Below are 17115 nucleotides of genomic sequence, written 5' to 3'. Positions count from 1 at the left end.
GATGCCCGCATGACGTTCAATCCCGCCAAGAAGCTCTACATCAGCGACGTGACCCTGCGCGACGGCAGCCACGCGGTGCGCCACCAGTACTCGCTGCAGAACGTGCAGGACATCGCCCGTGCGCTGGACAAGGCCAGGGTCGATTCCATCGAAGTGGCCCACGGCGATGGCCTGCAGGGCTCCAGCTTCAACTACGGATTTGCCGCCCACACCGACCTGGAGTGGATCGAGGCCGTGGCCGACGTGATCAGCCACGCCAGGATCACCACCCTGCTGCTGCCCGGCATCGGCACGGTGCACGACCTCAAGGCCGCATATGACGCCGGCGCCCGCGTGGTGCGCGTGGCCACCCACTGCACCGAGGCCGACGTGGCCCGCCAGCACATCGAATATGCGCGCGGGCTGGGCATGGACACCGTGGGCTTTCTGATGATGAGCCACATGATCCCGGCCGAGCAGCTGGCCGCCCAGGCCAAGCTGATGGAAAGCTACGGCGCCACCTGCGTGTACATGGCCGACTCCGGTGGGGCGATGAACATGCAGGACGTGCGTGATCGCTTTCGCGCGTTCAAGGCCGTGCTCAAGCCCGAGACCGAAACCGGCATGCATGCCCACCACAACCTCAGCCTCGGGGTCGCCAACTCGATCACCGCGGTGGAGGAGGGGTGCGATCGCATCGATGCGAGCCTGGCCGGCATGGGCGCGGGCGCCGGCAACGCGCCCCTGGAAGTGTTCATCGCCGCCGCCGAGCGCCTGGGCTGGAACCACGGCACCGACCTCTACACGCTGATGGATGCAGCCGACGACATCGTGCGGCCGTTGCAGGACCGCCCTGTGCGGGTCGACCGCGAATCGCTGGCGCTGGGCTATGCCGGGGTCTACTCCAGCTTCCTGCGCCACGCCGAAATCGCCGCGGCGCGCTATGGCCTGAAAACCGTCGACATCCTGGTCGAGCTGGGCAAGCGGCGCATGGTCGGCGGCCAGGAGGACATGATCGTCGACGTGGCGCTGGACCTGCTGGCCGCCGCCGGACGCGCGCAGTGACGGAGGGTACGCACATGAGCTTCACCCTGCAGATCCAGCCGGTCGGCCTGAGCTGCCCGGTCAACGCCGGGCAGAGCGTGCTCGACGCTGCCCTGGCCGATGGCCTGATGCTCAAGCACAGCTGCCGCACCGGCACCTGTGGCAGTTGCAAGGGCCAGGTGCTCAGCGGCGAGGTGGACCACGCCGACAGCCCGCTGGCAGTGCTCAGCGAAGCCGAGCGGGCCCAGGGCCTGGCGCTGTTCTGCTGCGCCAGGGCACGTTCCGACCTGGTCATCGACGCGCCGGAAGTCACCGAGCTGCGCGGCATCGGCATCCAGCAGATGGGCGTGCGCGTGGCCAGCCTCGACAAGGTCAGCCACGACGTGGCGGTGCTGCGCCTGATGCTCGCGCCGGGCGCCGCATTCGCCTACCTGCCGGGGCAGTACGTGCAGGTGCTGCTCAAGGACGGCAGCCGGCGCAGCTACTCGATGGCCACCGCAGCGGCGCGCGACAACCAGCTTGAACTGCACATCCGGCACATGCCGGGCGGGGTGTTCAGCGGGCATGTGTTCAATGCGTTGCAGCCCAGGGCGATCCTGCGCATGGAGGGGCCTTTCGGTTCGTTCTACCTGCGCGACAGCCAACGGCCGATGGTATTGCTGGCCAGCGGCACCGGCTTTGCCCCGGTGCAGGCGCTGCTCGAGCAACTGCGCGAGCGCGGCGACAACCGCTGCCCGGTGTACCTGTACTGGGGCGGGCGGCGCCGTGAGGACCTCTACCGGCATGAACAGCTCCTGGCCTGGGAGGCGCAGTTGCCGTGGCTGCGCTACACCCCGGTGCTGTCCGAGCCGGGCCCGGCCTGCGACTGGCAGGGTGCCACCGGCTTCGTGCACCGCCAGGTGCTGCAGGACTTTCATAGCCTCAAGGACTTCGAGGTCTATGCCTGCGGCGCGCCGATCGTGGTCGACTCGGCGCGACGCGATTTCGTCGAGCAGCGGGGGCTGGAGCCCGCGCATTTTCATGCCGATGCGTTCGTGTAGCTCAGGCCGGGCGAGCCCACGCACAGCGGGTGGGTGATGGCGTCACCGTCCTCGGCCCTCAGGGCCCTGGCCGGTGACGCACCCATGCAGCCCGGATACAAAAAGTTACCTTGGGAAAACCCATTCAAATCAACCCATTAGGAAATTTACGGGATTCAGATACAAAAAATTTCAAAACTCCCGTGTACAGCTGAGGAAGGCCAGGGGTAATTTCTCCTACAAGCTGCGCGGTCAACTCTGCAATGGAATGCAGCCTGTAGCATCCCGGATCTTCATGCCTCCACCGGGGTTGCACCTACAACAATAGAGGGAGCTATCCGTGAACTGCATTTTCTGTGCAATCGCCAAGAAAGAAGCACCGGCTGCCGTTGTCTACGAAGACGAGCAGTGCCTGGCCTTTCTCTCGATTCAGCCGATCACTCCTGGCCATGTCCTGGTCATTCCCAAGGCCCACGCAAGCGGCCTGGGTGATATCCCTCCTCAAACCTGTGGCCACATGATGCGTGTGGGTCAACGGATGGCGGCCGCCCTGCGTGAAAGCGGCCTGAGCCTCGAAGAACAGCCCTGTGAAGGTATCAACCTGCTGCTGTGCGATGGCGCAGTGGCCGGGCAGACCGTAGGTCACGCGCACCTGCATGTGCTGGCCCGCTTTGTCGGTGACGGTTTCAACCTGGGTCATGCGGACCTCCCGATCGCCACGCCACAGGTGCTGGGCGAGCGCGCCGAGCAGATCCGCCGAGCCTTGGCCTCGCTACCACCGAACTGACTGCACCTCGCTCTGGTTCAACGGCACGCCCGCCACTAGCGGGTGAGTGTCTGGCTGTGCGCAGCCCGTAAATCAACAACCTATGGCTATCTACGCAAGGAGGCGAAGCTATGTATTGTCCTGTGGAAACTTAAGTCGTGCGCTGGGCTGAGTTGAATACTACAGATCACAATAAGAAGGGATTTCTCATGCCGTCACTCGCCAGTAACAAGGCTGACTTGCCTTCGGCAAGTATGCAGTTGGTAAAGGATGATTCCGCCGGTTCGGCCATCTACAGTTTCTATGATTCAGTCCTCCAGGAGTTGTGCCAGTCTGACAAGGTAAAGGTCAGGCAGGTGGTAACGCCTGCGCAATTCATCGAACTTTCTCGTGCCCGTAGCCGGTTGTATGGGCAGCGCAAGATCTATTACAAGACGCTGTTTGGCAACTCGGTCGACAACACCGTGTGCCTGGATGAATACGACCCGCGTTCCTATGTGTTTGCCTTTTATCATGATGGTGAAATCATCGGCACTCAGCGTATTACGCCGTTCCCTCACGAGTCGGGTGAGTTCATCAGCCATGAACAACTGGTGCAGTTCTCCGGGCCCAACTACGAGCACGAATGCGTCGAACTTTCGCGCCTGATCGTCGACAAGCATGCCCCGGTCAAGAACGTGGTCAACGGGCTGGCCATGACCGGTGCCTCGCTGGTGGCCCTGCAAGGCGGCTACAAGACGTTCATCACCTATGTGAAGCCACGGCTGGCGCCGAAGTTCGACAGCTTCGTGTTCGACCAGGACGGCATCTTCTTCCAGATCAAGGCCCGTGGCGATCACTACTACGCCCTGTACAAAGGCGATCTGATGCCGTCGGTGACGCCCTTCTTCGGCCTGCCCAGCTGCCCGGCAGACCTGAAGGACGTCGATGACCTGATTCGCCATACCTTGGCCGCCCGTCACGCGAGGCAGTCACTGGCGGGATAAGCATCACACAATAACGACAACATTGAGGTTGATCCAAGATGGAAGCCAGGAACAAAGAAGTGGTCATCGAGTTTTACGAGCGCATGTTTGGTCAGCGTGAACTGGCGGTTGCCGATACCTTGATTGCCGAGGACTACGTGCAGCACAACAACGTGTTCATTCCCCCGCGCCGCGAAGGCTTCAAGACCTACTTCACGCAGTTCTTCAAGACGTTCCCCGAGTCGGGTACCAGTATCGAGCGGGTCTGCGCCGAAGGCGATTATGTCTTCCTGTATGCCAAGCACTGGGCCAAGCACAGGTTCTTCACGGTGAACTACAAGGTGATCGATATCTACCGTGTTGAAAATGGTGTGCTGATGGAACACTGGGACACTATCGAAGGCCTGGGCTTCTTTTCCAAGTTCATCTACATCATCAAGTCCGTGCTGCGCCTGTAACGCCGTATTCGCCTGACCGTATAACACGTGTCATGAACGATTTATCAACACGCCAAGGAAGAGAGTGAAATGACTGAAGTGACCGCGTTTCGCAAAGAGCTCAAAGCCATCTGTGACGCCGAATGGGAAAAGATCAAGGCCGGCCGTTTCTTCCAGATGATGAAGCGTCCCGAACTGCAGCGTGAGCTGTACATCAAGTCGATTGTCCAGGTGTACCACTACACCAAGAACAACGCGATCAACCAGGCGGTGGCGTGCTGGAACCAGGACCACAAGAAGGTCGGCCTGCTGCGTTTCGCGATGAAGCATGCGCTGGAAGAGCTGGGCCACGAAAACATGGCGTACAACGACCTGATCGCCATTGGCGTGGACCCGTCGGAGTTCGAGAAACCGATGCTGCCGGCCACCGAGGCGTTCTACGGCTACCTGGACTTCGTTTCCGTATGCCGCGGCATCATTCCGCGCCTGGGCTACAGCTTCTGGGCCGAGGACTGCTATGAGCACCTCGAACCCCTGATGGACGTGTGCAAGAACCATCTCAAGCTGACCGACCAGCAACTGACCTTCTTCGTCGCCCACGCGATCATCGACGAGAAGCACTCCGAGCAGGTCAACGCCGCCATCGACCGCTGGGTCGTGACCGACGAAGAAAAAGAGGCGGTCAAGCAAGTGGCCCGCACCACGGTCTACCTGATGGGCAAGATCCTCGAGTCGGTCGCCGACGAGTTCTGATTGATCGGTACCAGGCGTCCTCGCGCACCCCGCTGCGCGAGGACTTTTTCACATGGCGTGCACAACAATAAAAACGATTGGCTGGTCATGGCGTTTGTCGAACCGCCTGGCGGCCACGGTCAATCCACCAGGAGGTGCCATGAGTAGTAATAGCGACATGATTACCTGGGGCATGATGCTGCGCAAAATTCCCTCGATCACTCGGGCCATTCCTCGGCTCGTCAGGGGCCTCAAGGTTTCCAAACTCAAGGCCGATCAGCCCTGTGGCCTGGGCTGGGCCTTCGAACAGGCGGTTGCGCGCAACCCTCAAGGGCCGGCGCTGCTCTACAAGGACACGCGCTTCAGTTACGAACAGGTCAACCAGTGGGCCAACCGTTTCGCCCACTACCTGCTGGCCCGTGGCCTGAAAAAAGGCGATGTGGTAGGCATCTTCATCGAGAACCGCCCCGAATTGCTGGTCAGCGTACTGGCCGTGAGCAAGATCGGCGGCATCTGCGCCATGCTCAACACCTCGCAGACCAACAACGTGCTGATCCACAGCCTGGGCCTGGTCAACCCGTCGGCGATCATCGTCGGCCAGGAGCTGGTGCCATCGTTCGAGGCGGTGCGCGACGAGGCGGCCATCGACAGGCAGCGCACCTTTTTCCTGGCCGACACCGACACCACGCGCGATGCCGGCACCGCCCCCGAGGGCTACGTCAACCTGACCCTTGCCAGTCAGGGGCACGCTACGGCCAATCCGGCGACTACCCAGCAGGTCTACCTCGACGACGCCTGCTTCTACATCTACACCTCCGGTACCACCGGCCTGCCCAAGGCCGGGGTGTTCAAGCATGGGCGCTGGATGAAGGTCTACGGCAGCTTCGGCATGATCGCCCTGGACATGCGCCCCGATGACATCGTCTATTGCACCTTGCCGCTGTATCACGGCACTGGCCTGTGCGTGAGCTGGGGTTCGGCATTGGCCGGTGCCTCGGGCTTCGCCATCCGCCGCAAGTTCAGCGCCAGCCAGTTCTGGGAAGACACGCGCAAATTCAAGGCCACCACCATCTGCTACGTCGGTGAACTGTGTCGCTACCTGATCGATCAGCCTGCGGCCGGCAACGATGGCGACAACCCGGTGGTTAAGATGATCGGCAACGGCCTGCGTCCGGGCGTGTGGCTCGACTTCAAGAAACGCTTCAACATCGAGCGGGTCTGCGAGTTCTACGCCGCCAGTGACGGCAACATCGGCTTTACCAACATCCTCAATTTCGAGAACACCATCGGCTTTGCCATCAACGCCTGGTCGCTGGTGGAGTACGAACACGACACCGGCGAACCACGGCGCAACGCCGACGGATTCATGCAGAAGGTCGGCAAGGGCGGTCAGGGCCTGTTGCTGGCCAAGATCGACGACGACGCCCCGTTCGATGGCTACACCGACCCGGAGAAGAGCAAGAAGGTGGTGCTCTACGACGTGTTCGAAAAGGGCGACCGCTACTTCAACAGCGGCGACCTGATTCGCGATATCGGCTTTGGCCATGCCCAGTTCGTCGACCGCCTGGGGGACACCTTCCGCTGGAAGGGCGAGAACGTCTCCACCACCGAAGTCGAGAACATCATGGTGCAGCACCCCCACATTGCCGAAGCCGTGGCCTACGGGGTGGAAATCAAGAACACCAACGGTCGCGCCGGGATGGCCGCCATCACCCCGTCGGCGCCGCTGGAGCAGCTGGATTTCTGCGACCTGCTGCGCTTCGTCAAGAGCCAGATGCCTCACTACGCGGTGCCGATGTTCTTGCGCGTCAAGACCTGCATGGAAACCACCGGCACCTTCAAGTACCAGAAGACCAAGCTCAGAAGCGAAGCCTTCGACCCCAGCCAGACCGGCGAAGACCCGGTGTATGCCTGGCTGCCGGGCACCGAAACCTACGTGCGGGTGACCGATCAGGTGCTGCAGGACATTCATGGCGGCAAGTTCCGCTACTGAAGGGCAACCGCGCCAGCGGCGCACCGCAAGGCCTGCCTGCATGCATGCGCAAGGCTGCTCACTGGAGCGGGCGGCCTTGCGTCCCACTTTCAGCTTCACCGCCCTGCAACTTCTGCCTGCCGGATTCTGCAGCAGCCCGTCGTGACCCTCACCGCTTGATTGCGCGCCTGATGCTCTGCCCCTTGCGGTACAGGGCATTCCGGAGTACAGCTGATGGCAGGATGCCTTCAGTTGTGGCATCGCAGGAGCGTTTCATGATGTCGACCCCCTTACTGCCGGTGCCGCTGCCGCACAAGCGTGACGTGCGCCTGGCCGTGCTGCTGTTGCTGGTGATCTGCGTATCGCTGGCATCGCTGACGGCCTGGAAGATATGGGCTGCACGTCAGCGCGCGCTGAACGAGGTTCAGGTACACAGCCTCAACCTGACCCAGGCACTGGACACCTATGCCGAGGGCATCATCCGCCAGAGTTCGATGATGCTGCTGGGCCTGAGCGAGCGGCTCGAAGTCGATGGCGGCGGGCCGCAGCAACTGGCGCGCCTGGCCGGGCTGGTGGAGGAGCAGAACGAACTGCTGACGCAACTGCATGGGCTGACCGTCTATGGCCCGACGGGCGAATGGCTGATGTCGACCAACGGCCCGATTCCGGACGGTGCGAACAGCGCCGACCGCGAGTTCTTCATCCACCATCGCGACAACCCGTCCCGCGAGGTGTTCATCGGCCCGCCGATCCGCAGCCGCTCCACCCAGGACTGGGTGATCACCGTCAGCCGGCGTTTCGAGCAGCCCGGGGGGCAGTTCGCCGGGGTGATCGCGGTGACCCTGGGGGTGGAGAACTTTCTGCGCCTGTTCGGCAAGATCGACGTGGGCAAGGACGGTGCGATCGCGCTCACCTACACCAGTGGGCGCATCCTGGTGCGCTACCCGTTTCGCGAGCAGGACATGGGCCGCGACTTTTCCCGGTCGCCGATCTACACCCGCTACCTGGTGGAAAACTCGGTGGGCACGGCTTCGTTTGCCTCGAGCCTGGATGGGGTGGAGCGCCTGTATGCGTTTCGCAAGAACGAGCACCTGCCACTGGTGACCACCGTGGCCATCGGCAAGCGCGAGGCCCTGGACGCCTGGCGCATGGAAGCGTGGCTGACGGTGGGGCTGGTGCTGGCGTTGCAGGGGGTGATCGCGGTGATTGGCCGGCTGCTGATCCGCGACATGCGCCATCGTGCCGAGATGGATGCGCAACTGCTGGTGGCGCGCGAAGAACTGCTGGCCACCAACCGGCAGCTGGCGGTGCTGGCCACCCACGACACGCTCACCGGGCTGGCCAACCGCCGGCGTTTCGACGAGGTGCTGGCCAGCGAAGTGCGGCGTGCCCAGCGCGAGGCCCAGCCGCTGGCGCTGCTGCTGATCGATATCGATCATTTCAAACGCTTCAATGACGCCTACGGACACATTGGCGGTGACGAATGCCTCAAGGCGGTGAGCGCCTTGCTGCGCGAGTGCGTGCGCCGCCCGACGGATGTGGTGGCGCGTTATGGCGGGGAAGAGCTGGCGATGGTGCTGCCCAATACCGAGGTGGCGGGCGCGGTGGTGGTGGCCGAGACGGTGCTGGCGCGGTTGGCCGAGCTGAACATCGTGCATGCTGGCAGCCCGTTCGGGCGGGTGTCGGTGAGTATCGGCGTGGCAGGCATGGCGGGGCAGGGCGAAACGCCCCTGACGCTGGTGGCGGCGGCCGATCAGGCGCTGTATGCGGCCAAGGCGGCGGGGCGTAATCGGTGTGTGGTGTTCGAGGGGGGCGGTGCCGCCCATCGCGGGTCAAGCCCGCTCCCACAGGGGTAGCGCAAGCCTCTGTAGGAGCGGGCTTGGCCCGCGAAGAGGCCCTCACAGACGACACAAAAGCCTTATTGCCGCAACCACTGCGGCGTATTGAAGTTGCTCAGGCGCCGGTCCTCCTCTGCACACTCCACTGCCTGCAACGGATGCTCCAGCAACGCCCGCAGCAGGCTGCGCTCACCGGCCTGCCATGCCGCCTGCAAGCTCGCCTGCTGGCGCACCGGGATCACGCAGAACATCGGCTGCCACTGCTGGCCCTGGCGCACCATCGCCGCGCAGTCCCCGGTCACCGCCACGCTCAGCAACTGCTCGAGCAACCCGCGCTCGATCAGCGGTGCATCACACGCCAGCACCACCAGCCAGGCATGCCGCGCCACCGCAAGCCCGGCCAGCACCCCGGCCAGCGGCCCGGGAAACCCAGGCTCGGCATCGCCCACCAACTGGTCGGCAAACGCCCGATAGGCGTGCTGGTTGCGATTGCAGGAAAGGATCAGGTCATCGCTCAGGTCACGCACCACGGCGTGCACGTGCGCGATCAGCGGGCGCCCCTGCCAGGACAGCAGGCCCTTGTCCTGCCCGCCCATGCGCTGGCCACGGCCGCCGGCCAGCAAAAGAACGGAGCAGGGGGGAAGTACGGCGGCGGTCATTGCAGGGTTCCAGTCCATAAGCGGGCTAGCACCATCCCATGACCGCCGCGCGGCTGTCCATCAGCTTTGTTCGACCACCGCAGTGTCGGCCTGGGCGTCACGCCGGCGCCAGCCGGTCACGCGCATCACCACCACGAAGAACACCGGCACGAACACGATCGCCAGCGTGGCGCTGAGCATGCCGCCGATCACTCCGGTGCCGATGGCCTGCTGACTCGCCGAGCTGGCGCCGGTGGCAATCGCCAGCGGCACCACGCCCAGGATGAACGCCAGCGAGGTCATCACGATGGGCCGCAGGCGCAGGCGCGCGGCCTGCACGGTGGCCTCGACCAGGTCATGCCCTTCGTCCACCAGGCTCTTGGCGAACTCGATGATCAGGATCGCGTTCTTCGCCGACAGGCCGATCAGGGTGATCAGGCCGACCTTGAAGAACACATCGTTGGGCATGTCGCGCAGGGTCACCGCCAGCACCGCACCGAGCACGCCCAGCGGCACCACCAGCAGCACCGAGGTAGGGATCGACCAGCTTTCGTACAGCGCCGCCAGGCACAGGAACACCACCAGCAGCGACAGCGCCATCAGCATCGGTGCCTGCGCCCCGGACAACTGCTCCTGCAGCGACAGCCCGGTCCATTCCAGGCCAAAGCCCAGCGGCAGGGCATCGACCAGGCGCTGCACCTCGGCCATCGCCGCGCCCGAGCTGTAGCCCGGTGCCGGCTCGCCCGACACGGCAATGGCCGGGTAGCCGTTGTAGCGGGTCAGTTGCACCGGCCCCGATACCCACTGCGCCTGGGCGAAGGCCGACAACGGCACCATCTTGCCGCTGGTGTTGCGCACGTGGATCTTGAGCAGGTCCTCGACCTGGCTGCGCTGGTCGCCCTCGGCCTGCACCACCACCCGCTGCATGCGGCCCTGGTTGGGGAAGTCGTTGACGTAGGTCGAGCCGATGGCCGTGTTGAGCACCGTGCCGATGTCGTCGAACGACACGCCCAGCGCGTTGGCCTGCTTGCGGTCGATCAGCAGCTGCACCTGCGGGCTTTCGGCCAGGGCGCTCTCGCGCACGTTGGCCAGCACCGGGCTTTTCGCGGCCTCGGCCAGCAACTGGTCACGCGCCGCCATCAGCCCGGCATGGCCCACGCCGGCACGGTCCTGCAGGCGGAACTCGAAACCGGTCGAGGTGCCCAGGCCATCCACCGAGGGCGGCAGCACCGCATAGGCCACCGCGTTCTTGAACTGGCTGAAGGCGATGTTGGCGCGCTCGGCGATGGCCTCGGCGCTGTCCTTGGCGGTGCGCTCGGACCAGTCCTTGAGCGTGGTGAACACCAGCGCCGCGTTCTGCCCGCTGCCCGAGAAACTGAAGCCCAGGATCACCGTGGTGTTGCCCACGCCAGGTTCGCCTGCGCTGTGCGCCTCGATCTGCTCGGCCACCTGCACGGTACGGTTGCGGCTGGCGCCGGGCGGCAGCTGCACGTCGGTGATGGTGTAGCCCTGGTCTTCGGTAGGCAGGAACGAGGAGGGCAGCTGGCTGAAGGTCCAGCCCAGCGCCACCAGCAGCAGGCCATACACCACCAGGTAGCGGCCGCTGCGCTGGATCGCGTGCATCACCCAGCGCTGGTAGCCGTTGCTCATGCCTTCGAACTTGCGGTTGAACCAGCCGAAGAAACCGCGCTTGACGTGGTGTTCGCCCTTGGCGATCGGCTTGAGCAGGGTGGCGCACAACGCCGGGGTCAGGCTCAGGGCAAGGAACGCCGAGAACAGGATCGATACCGCCATCGACGCCGAGAACTGCTGGTAGATCACCCCCACCGAGCCCTGCATGAACGCCATCGGCACGAACACCGCCACCAGCACCACGGTGATGCCGACGATGGCGCCGCTGATCTGCTGCATGGCCTTGCGCGTGGCTTGCTTGGGCGGCAGGCCTTCCTCGGCCATGATCCGCTCGACGTTCTCCACCACCACGATGGCGTCGTCCACCAGGATGCCGATGGCCAGCACCATGCCGAACAGGGTCAGCACGTTGATGGAGAAGCCCAGCGTCAGCATCACCGCGAAGGTGCCCATCAGCGCCACCGGCACCACCAGGGTCGGGATCAGCGTGTAGCGGATGTTCTGCAGGAACAGGAACATCACCAGGAACACAAGCACCATCGCCTCGATCAGGGTGTTGATCACCTGTTCGATCGACACCTTGACGAACGGCGAGGTGTCATACGGGATGTCGTACACCGCCCCGGGCGGGAAGTAGCGCGACAGCTCGTCCATCTTGGCCTTGACCAGGGTTGCGGTCTGCATGGCGTTGGCACCGGGCGCCAGCTGCACGCTGAAGGCGGTGGACGGCTTGCCGTTCAGGCGCGTGCCGTACTGGTACTCCTGGGCGCCGATCTCGACCCGCGCCACATCACCCACGGTGACCCGCGAGCCATCCGGGTTGGCGCGCAGCACGATGTCGGCGAACTCCTGGGGCGTCGACAGCTGGCCCTTGATCAGCACGTTGGCAGTGATTTCCTGGGTCGGGCTGCCGGGCAGGTCGCCGATGCTGCCAGGGGCCACCTGGGCGTTCTGCGCGGCAATCGCAAGGTTCACATCCTCGGGGGTGAGGTTGAAGCCGATCAGCTTCTGCGGGTCGAGCCAGATACGCATGGCGCGTTCCGAGCCATACAGCTGCGCCTTGCCCACGCCCGGTACGCGGCGCACCTCGTTCATCACGTTGCGCGCCAAAAAGTCGCTCAGCGCGGTTTCGTCGAGGCGGTCATCGTCGGCGGTCAGGGTCACCAGCATCAGGAACCCGGTGGAGATCTTCTCCACCTGCAGGCCCTGCTGGGTCACCGCCCGCGGCAGGCGCGACTCGACGATCTTCAGGCGGTTCTGCACATCGACCTGGGCCAGTTCCGGGTTGGTGCCCGGCTGGAAGGTCGCCGTTACCGTGGCGCTGCCCAGGCTGCTGGTGGACTGGAAGTACAGCAGGTGATCGGCGCCGTTGAGCTCCTGCTCGATCAGGCTGACCACGCTCTCGTCCATGGTCTGCGCCGAGGCACCGGGGTATACCGCGTACACCTCGATCTGTGGCGGCGCCACGTTGGGGTACTGGGCCACCGGCAACTGCGGGATGGCCAGCGCACCGCCGAGCAGGATGAACAGCGCGACCACCCAGGCGAACACCGGGCGGTCAATAAAGAACTGCGGCATGGATCAGGGCCTCACTGGGCGGTGGTCTGGGCGATGGGGGCAGCCGTGTCGGTGGCGGGGGTCACGCTCACCTGGTCACCCACCTTCACGTGCTGCAGGCCTTCGGTGACGATGCGATCGCCCGGGGCCAGGCCCTCGGTGACGATCCAGCGGTCCTGCTGCACGCTGCCCAGCACCACGGCGCGCTCGCTCACGCGCTGCTCGGCGTCCACCAGCAGCACCCGCGGCAGGCCCGCGCTGTCACGCAGGATGGCCTGCTGCGGCACGCTGATGCCCTTGGGCTGCACCGCTTGTTCCAGGCGCACGCGGATGAAGCTGCCGGGCAGCAGGTCCAGGTCGGGGTTGGGGAACTCGCTGCGCAGGGTGATCTGGCCGGTGCTCGGGTCCACGCTGATGTCGGAGAACAGCAGCTTGCCCGCCAGCGGGTAAGGGGTGCCGTCATCCTGGATCAGCGTGGCGCGGGCCTGGTCCTGGCCCACCTGCTTGAGCTCGCCGGCACGCAGGGCACGGCGCAGGGCGTTGATCTCGCGGGTCGACTGGGTCAGGTCGGCATGGATCGGGTCGAGCTGCTGAATGATCGCCAGCGGGGTCGATTCGTTCTGCCCCACCAGCGCGCCCTCGGTCACCAGGGCACGGCCCACGCGCCCGGAAATCGGCGCGGTCACGGTGGCATAGCCCAGGTTCAGGCGCGCACGCTCGAGCGCGGCCTTGGCCGCTGCCACTTCGGCGTCGGCCTGCATGGCGGCGGCGCGGGCGTTGTCATGCTCCTGGCGGCTGATCGCGTCGATCGAAATCAGCTCGGCGTAGCGCTGGTCCTGCAGGCGCGCCTGAAAGCGCGTGGCCTCGGCCTTGGCCAGGTTGGCGCGGGCGCTGTCGTAGTCGGCCTTGAACGGTGCCGGGTCGATGCGAAACAGCACGTCGCCCTGTTTCACGTCGCTGCCCTCACGGTACACCCGCTTGAGCACCACCCCGGCCACCCGCGCGCGCACCTCGGCAATGCGTGGCGCCAGGATGCGCCCCGACAGCTCGGTGCTGATGGCCAGGGGTTGCTCGTGCACGGTTTCGACGCTGACGGCGGGCTTGGGGGCTTGTTCTTCGGCGGGCGGCTTGCTGTCGCAGCCGGCCAGGGCCAGGCTCAGCAGCAACAGGGGCGCCAGGGTACGCAGACGGACGGGGCTTGAACTGGGCATGCGGATCTTCCATAAATGACCCGGCAATGCTAAGGCAGCCGCGCTACAGGCAGTTGTTAAGCTATGTAGGGCGAGTGTGAAAAAGTGTGAAGAATTTCGCGACCTGCGAATAAGCGCTATATCCTGCCTGACTTTCCCGGCCTTTCAAACTACCCATGCCCACTATCCTTCTGGTCGAAGACGACTGCGCCTTGAGCGAACTGATCGCCAGCTACCTGCAACGCAATGGTTTCAGCGTCAGCGTGATTGCGCGGGGGGACCACGTGCTGGAAGAGGCGCGGCGCAGCAAACCCGACCTGGTGATCCTGGACCTGATGCTGCCGGGCCTGGACGGCCTGCAGGTGTGCCGGCAGCTGCGCGCCGAATCGCTGCTGCTGCCGATCCTCATGCTCACCGCCCGCGACGACAGCCACGACCAGGTGCTGGGCCTGGAGATGGGCGCCGACGACTACGTCAGCAAGCCGTGCGAGCCGCGCGTGCTGCTGGCGCGGGTGCGGACCCTGCTGCGGCGCAGCAGCATCAACGAGCCGCATCTCGAGAGCGACCTGATCGTGATCGGCGGGCTGCGCATCGACCTGGCCGAACGCACCGTGCTGTGGCGCGACCAGACGGTGGAGTTGTCCAGCGGCGAGTTCAACCTGCTGGTGGTGCTGGCGCGCAATGCCGGCAGCGTGCTCAGCCGCGACTGCATCCTGCAGCAGTTGCGCGGCATCGAGTTCAACGGCACCGACCGCTCGGTGGACGTGGCCATATCCAAGCTGCGGCGCAAGTTCGACGACAGCGCCGGCGAGGCGCGCAAGATCAAGACGGTGTGGGGCAAGGGCTACCTGTTCAGCCGAGTCGAGTGGGAATTCTGAGGAGCGGCCACGGCCATGCTGAAAATTCTGGTACGCCTGTATCTGGTGACCATCGTCGCGTATGCCGGGTCGATCTTCCTGATCCCCGAACTCATCCTGCATGTGTTCCATGACCGCTACATCGCCTACAACCAGGACCAGGCGCGGGGCGTGCAGCGCCTGATCGTCAACCAGTTCCACCTCAAGCACCGCGACAGCTGGCCCCAGGTGGCCGAGGCGCTGAATACCGATTTCGCCCCCCTCAGCATCGAGCTGCGCCGGCGCGCCGACCTGGACCTGAACGCCGAGGAGCAGGCGCACCTGCAGGCCGGCCAGTACGTGGTGCGCCTGGGGGAGTGGGGCTATTACGAAACCGCCCTGGCGCCGCTGGACAGCGAGTGGATGGTGGTGCTGCGCAACCCGCCGGACCCGGCGGACATCTACCTGCTGTCGTGGGGCATCACCGTGCTGATCGGTGCGGCGCTGCTGGGCTGCCTGCTGTTCTGGGTGCGCCCGCACTGGCGTGACCTGCAGCGGCTCAAGGCCACGGCGCAGCGCCTGGGCGAAGGCAACCTGGCGGAGCGCACGCTGATCTCGCCACGCTCGAACATCGGCGCGTTGGCCAAGGTGTTCGACACCATGGCGGCGGATATCGAATGCCTGCTGACCCAGCAGCGCGAGTTGCTCAATGCGGTGTCGCATGAGCTGCGCACGCCGCTGACCCGCCTGGATTTTGGCCTGGTGCTGCTGTACGACGAAATGCCCCCGGCCAGTCGCAAGCGCCTGCTGGAACTGGTGGGGCACGTGCGCGAGCTGGATGCGCTGGTGCTTGAGCTGCTGTCGTACAACCGCTTGCAGAATGGCCAGGGTGGCGAGCGGGTGGAGGTGGCGCTGCCCGAATTCGTCGACAGCATCCTGGGCAGCTATGCCGAAGAGCTGGATGGGCGCGGGGTGAGCCTGGAGGTGCGTGCCGAGCCGGATCTGCCGCGCTTTGTGCTGGACCCGCGGTTGACGGCGCGGGCGGTGCAGAACCTGATCCGCAACGCCATGCGTTATTGCGGGCAGCGCATCCTGCTGCGCCTGAGCGTGGATGCCAAGGGCGCGTGCGTGCTGACCGTCGAGGATGACGGCATTGGCATTCCGCAGGAGGAGCGCGAGCGCATCTTCCAGCCGTTCTACCGCCTGGATCGCAGTCGGGACCGTGCCACGGGCGGGTTTGGCCTGGGGTTGGCGATCAGCCGTCGGGTGATCGAGGGGCAGGGTGGCACCCTGACGGTGGGGCAGTCGGCGTTGGGGGGGGCACAGTTTCGCATCTGCTTGCCGCGGGGGCGGTAGGGGCCGCTGCGCGGCCCATCGCGGGTCAAGCCCGCTCCCACAGGTTTTGCTCAGGCCCGGGGTCCCCACGGTACCTGTGGGAGCGGGCTTGACCCGCGATGGGCTCACGACGATCTTGCAGATCTTTACGCGGTCCTTGAGTCACCACCTGTGGGAGCTGGCTTGCCAGCGAAGAGGTCAAGCCCCACAGGTTTTGCACAGGCCCCGGGTCCCCGCGGTACCTGTGGGAGCGGGCTTGCCCCGCGATGGGCTCACCACGATCTTGCAGATCTTTACGCGGCCCTTGAGTCACCACGTGTGGGAGCTGGCTTGCCAGCGAAGAGGGCGGCACTGACACCCCCCCGCAGTCGAATTCACGGCCCCGGCCGCTGCGGCCGCACCGACACCCCGAACGCATTGCCCATGCGCTGCCCCGTGGCCGACTGGTTGAACAACCCCAGCTGGTTCGGCGCGCGCCGGCTCACATCCACCTCCATCGCCTTGCGGTTGGCCTGCGCCGCGCGCTGCCCGTTGCCGTTCTGCAACTGGCGCGTCAGGCAGTCGTACGCCAGCGCCCGCGCCTGGCCCACCTGCACGTCGATGCAACCCTCGTCCTGACCCGCCTGCACCACGCCACTCGACAGGCCACTCAGCAGACCGGCAACCAGCCACAACCCCGCGATTCGACAGCCCATGTCCATGCCCTCCCTGAAGCGGTTTCCCCCAGTCTAGCCCCAGGCGACTTCCCACATCGTTAAGGTTTTTTGCCTACCGCTGTCACATCAGATTCATACACAGGCCCCACGATGGCGACTTTCGGGGGAGACACCGGTTTGCGCCACTGCCTTGCCAGAATCGCCGTGCTGCTGTTGGCCGTGCTGGCGATGCCGGTGCACGGCGCAGGCCCGATCCGTTTCGACATACCGGCCCAGCCACTGGACGAGGCGCTGCACGCCTTCGGCCAGCAGAGCGGCATGGCGGTACTGGTGGACCGGGAGCTGACCGCACGCCAGCGCTCGATGCCGCTGAGCGGCGCGTTCAGCGCCCGCGACGGCCTGCGCAGGCTGCTCGAAGGCACCGGGCTGATGGCCCGCTACAGCGGCGCCGAGGCCTTCACCGTGCAGCGCGTGGCACTGCCGGCAGCCGCGCCGAACCCGCGTGCCACAGGCGGGGCC

15 protein-coding genes are annotated in these 17115 nt (G+C 65.0%); 11 read left to right on the top strand and 4 right to left on the bottom strand.

What is annotated here, in order from left to right; all coding sequences use genetic code 11:
- Window positions 1-9: 9 nt before the first annotated feature.
- The 8 genes from dmpG (at window position 10) to DN387_RS19165 (ending at window position 8770) form a co-directional block, all read left to right on the top strand.
- Window positions 10-1044 (top strand): 4-hydroxy-2-oxovalerate aldolase, encoded by a 1035-nt coding sequence (dmpG, locus tag DN387_RS19200; RefSeq protein WP_054916102.1) that lies wholly within the window; start codon window positions 10-12, stop codon window positions 1042-1044.
- 14 nt (window positions 1045-1058) lie between these two features.
- The gene (locus DN387_RS19195; protein WP_054916101.1) at window positions 1059-2063 is read left to right on the top strand and encodes a CDP-6-deoxy-delta-3,4-glucoseen reductase; all 1005 of its coding nucleotides are present in this window, start codon (window positions 1059-1061) and stop codon (window positions 2061-2063) included.
- A 319-nt stretch (window positions 2064-2382) separates the two neighbouring features.
- A complete protein-coding gene (locus DN387_RS19190) occupies window positions 2383-2829 on the top strand; it encodes an HIT family protein (protein ID WP_043859795.1) in 447 nt (148 codons plus the stop codon).
- Between the two features lie 188 nt (window positions 2830-3017).
- Window positions 3018-3794 carry a hypothetical protein gene (locus DN387_RS19185; protein ID WP_231390606.1) on the top strand — a complete coding sequence of 259 codons (777 nt, stop codon included), beginning with the start codon at window positions 3018-3020 and terminating at the stop codon, window positions 3792-3794.
- Between the two features lie 38 nt (window positions 3795-3832).
- A complete protein-coding gene (locus DN387_RS19180; RefSeq protein WP_043859797.1) occupies window positions 3833-4231 on the top strand; it encodes an ester cyclase in 399 nt (132 codons plus the stop codon).
- A 69-nt stretch (window positions 4232-4300) separates the two neighbouring features.
- On the top strand, window positions 4301-4963 hold the full coding sequence (locus DN387_RS19175; RefSeq protein ID WP_043859798.1) for an iron-containing redox enzyme family protein: 663 nt from the start codon (window positions 4301-4303) through the stop codon (window positions 4961-4963).
- A gap of 139 nt (window positions 4964-5102) precedes the next feature.
- Window positions 5103-6935 carry a long-chain-acyl-CoA synthetase gene (locus tag DN387_RS19170; RefSeq protein ID WP_054916100.1) on the top strand — a complete coding sequence of 611 codons (1833 nt, stop codon included), beginning with the start codon at window positions 5103-5105 and terminating at the stop codon, window positions 6933-6935.
- A gap of 257 nt (window positions 6936-7192) precedes the next feature.
- A complete protein-coding gene (locus DN387_RS19165; RefSeq protein ID WP_054916134.1) occupies window positions 7193-8770 on the top strand; it encodes a diguanylate cyclase in 1578 nt (525 codons plus the stop codon).
- Between the two features lie 62 nt (window positions 8771-8832).
- Here the strand turns inward: DN387_RS19165 and mobA are convergent, their stop codons facing one another.
- From mobA to DN387_RS19150, 3 genes are read right to left on the bottom strand one after another with little or no spacing between them, the layout of a single operon-like run.
- Complete coding sequence (gene mobA, locus DN387_RS19160; RefSeq protein WP_054916099.1) at window positions 8833-9411, bottom strand: molybdenum cofactor guanylyltransferase MobA; 579 nt, start codon at window positions 9409-9411, stop codon at window positions 8833-8835.
- 60 nt (window positions 9412-9471) lie between these two features.
- Entirely contained in the window at window positions 9472-12600 is a 3129-nt protein-coding gene (locus DN387_RS19155; RefSeq protein WP_043859687.1) for an efflux RND transporter permease subunit, read from the bottom strand.
- Window positions 12601-12611: 11 nt separating this feature from the next.
- Window positions 12612-13790, bottom strand: coding sequence for an efflux RND transporter periplasmic adaptor subunit (locus DN387_RS19150; protein ID WP_054916098.1), 1179 nt, complete (start codon window positions 13788-13790; stop codon window positions 12612-12614).
- Between the two features lie 155 nt (window positions 13791-13945).
- On the opposite strand from DN387_RS19150, the gene DN387_RS19145 reads away from it, so the two are divergent.
- The gene (locus DN387_RS19145; RefSeq protein WP_043859689.1) at window positions 13946-14647 is read left to right on the top strand and encodes a response regulator transcription factor; all 702 of its coding nucleotides are present in this window, start codon (window positions 13946-13948) and stop codon (window positions 14645-14647) included.
- A gap of 15 nt (window positions 14648-14662) precedes the next feature.
- Window positions 14663-15961, top strand: a complete 1299-nt coding sequence (locus DN387_RS19140; protein ID WP_054916096.1) for an ATP-binding protein — start codon at window positions 14663-14665, stop codon at window positions 15959-15961.
- 353 nt (window positions 15962-16314) lie between these two features.
- Here DN387_RS19140 and DN387_RS19135 read toward each other — a convergent pair whose 3' ends face one another.
- Window positions 16315-16635: a hypothetical protein gene (locus DN387_RS19135; protein ID WP_054916095.1), complete on the bottom strand. Its 321-nt coding sequence runs from the start codon at window positions 16633-16635 to the stop codon at window positions 16315-16317.
- Between the two features lie 138 nt (window positions 16636-16773).
- On the opposite strand from DN387_RS19135, the gene DN387_RS19130 reads away from it, so the two are divergent.
- Window positions 16774-17115 (top strand): STN domain-containing protein (locus DN387_RS19130; RefSeq protein ID WP_254506172.1); only part of this gene is annotated, 342 nt, incomplete at its 3' end.

It is taken from the genome of Pseudomonas sp. FBF18, assembly GCF_024261405.1.
Taxonomy (GTDB): domain Bacteria; phylum Pseudomonadota; class Gammaproteobacteria; order Pseudomonadales; family Pseudomonadaceae; genus Aquipseudomonas; species Aquipseudomonas palmensis.
The sequence above is the reverse complement of the archived record's forward strand: the minus strand, read 5'-3'. Positions and strand labels throughout refer to the sequence as shown.

Bases quoted from the DNA above. Each gene is read 5' to 3' on its own strand.
- DN387_RS19175 (WP_043859798.1), top strand. From the start codon at position 4,301: ATGACTGAAGTGACCGCGTTTCGCAAAGAGCTCAAAGCCATCTGTGAC.
- DN387_RS19170 (WP_054916100.1), top strand. From the start codon at position 5,103: ATGAGTAGTAATAGCGACATGATTACCTGGGGCATGATGCTGCGCAAA.
- DN387_RS19195 (WP_054916101.1), top strand. From the start codon at position 1,059: ATGAGCTTCACCCTGCAGATCCAGCCGGTCGGCCTGAGCTGCCCGGTC.
- mobA (WP_054916099.1), bottom strand. From the start codon at position 9,411: ATGACCGCCGCCGTACTTCCCCCCTGCTCCGTTCTTTTGCTGGCCGGC.
- DN387_RS19150 (WP_054916098.1), bottom strand. From the start codon at position 13,790: ATGCCCAGTTCAAGCCCCGTCCGTCTGCGTACCCTGGCGCCCCTGTTG.
- dmpG (WP_054916102.1), top strand. From the start codon at position 10: ATGACGTTCAATCCCGCCAAGAAGCTCTACATCAGCGACGTGACCCTG.
- DN387_RS19165 (WP_054916134.1), top strand. From the start codon at position 7,193: ATGTCGACCCCCTTACTGCCGGTGCCGCTGCCGCACAAGCGTGACGTG.
- DN387_RS19155 (WP_043859687.1), bottom strand. From the start codon at position 12,600: ATGCCGCAGTTCTTTATTGACCGCCCGGTGTTCGCCTGGGTGGTCGCG.
- DN387_RS19145 (WP_043859689.1), top strand. From the start codon at position 13,946: ATGCCCACTATCCTTCTGGTCGAAGACGACTGCGCCTTGAGCGAACTG.
- DN387_RS19180 (WP_043859797.1), top strand. From the start codon at position 3,833: ATGGAAGCCAGGAACAAAGAAGTGGTCATCGAGTTTTACGAGCGCATG.
- DN387_RS19140 (WP_054916096.1), top strand. From the start codon at position 14,663: ATGCTGAAAATTCTGGTACGCCTGTATCTGGTGACCATCGTCGCGTAT.
- DN387_RS19135 (WP_054916095.1), bottom strand. From the start codon at position 16,635: ATGGGCTGTCGAATCGCGGGGTTGTGGCTGGTTGCCGGTCTGCTGAGT.
- DN387_RS19185 (WP_231390606.1), top strand. From the start codon at position 3,018: ATGCCGTCACTCGCCAGTAACAAGGCTGACTTGCCTTCGGCAAGTATG.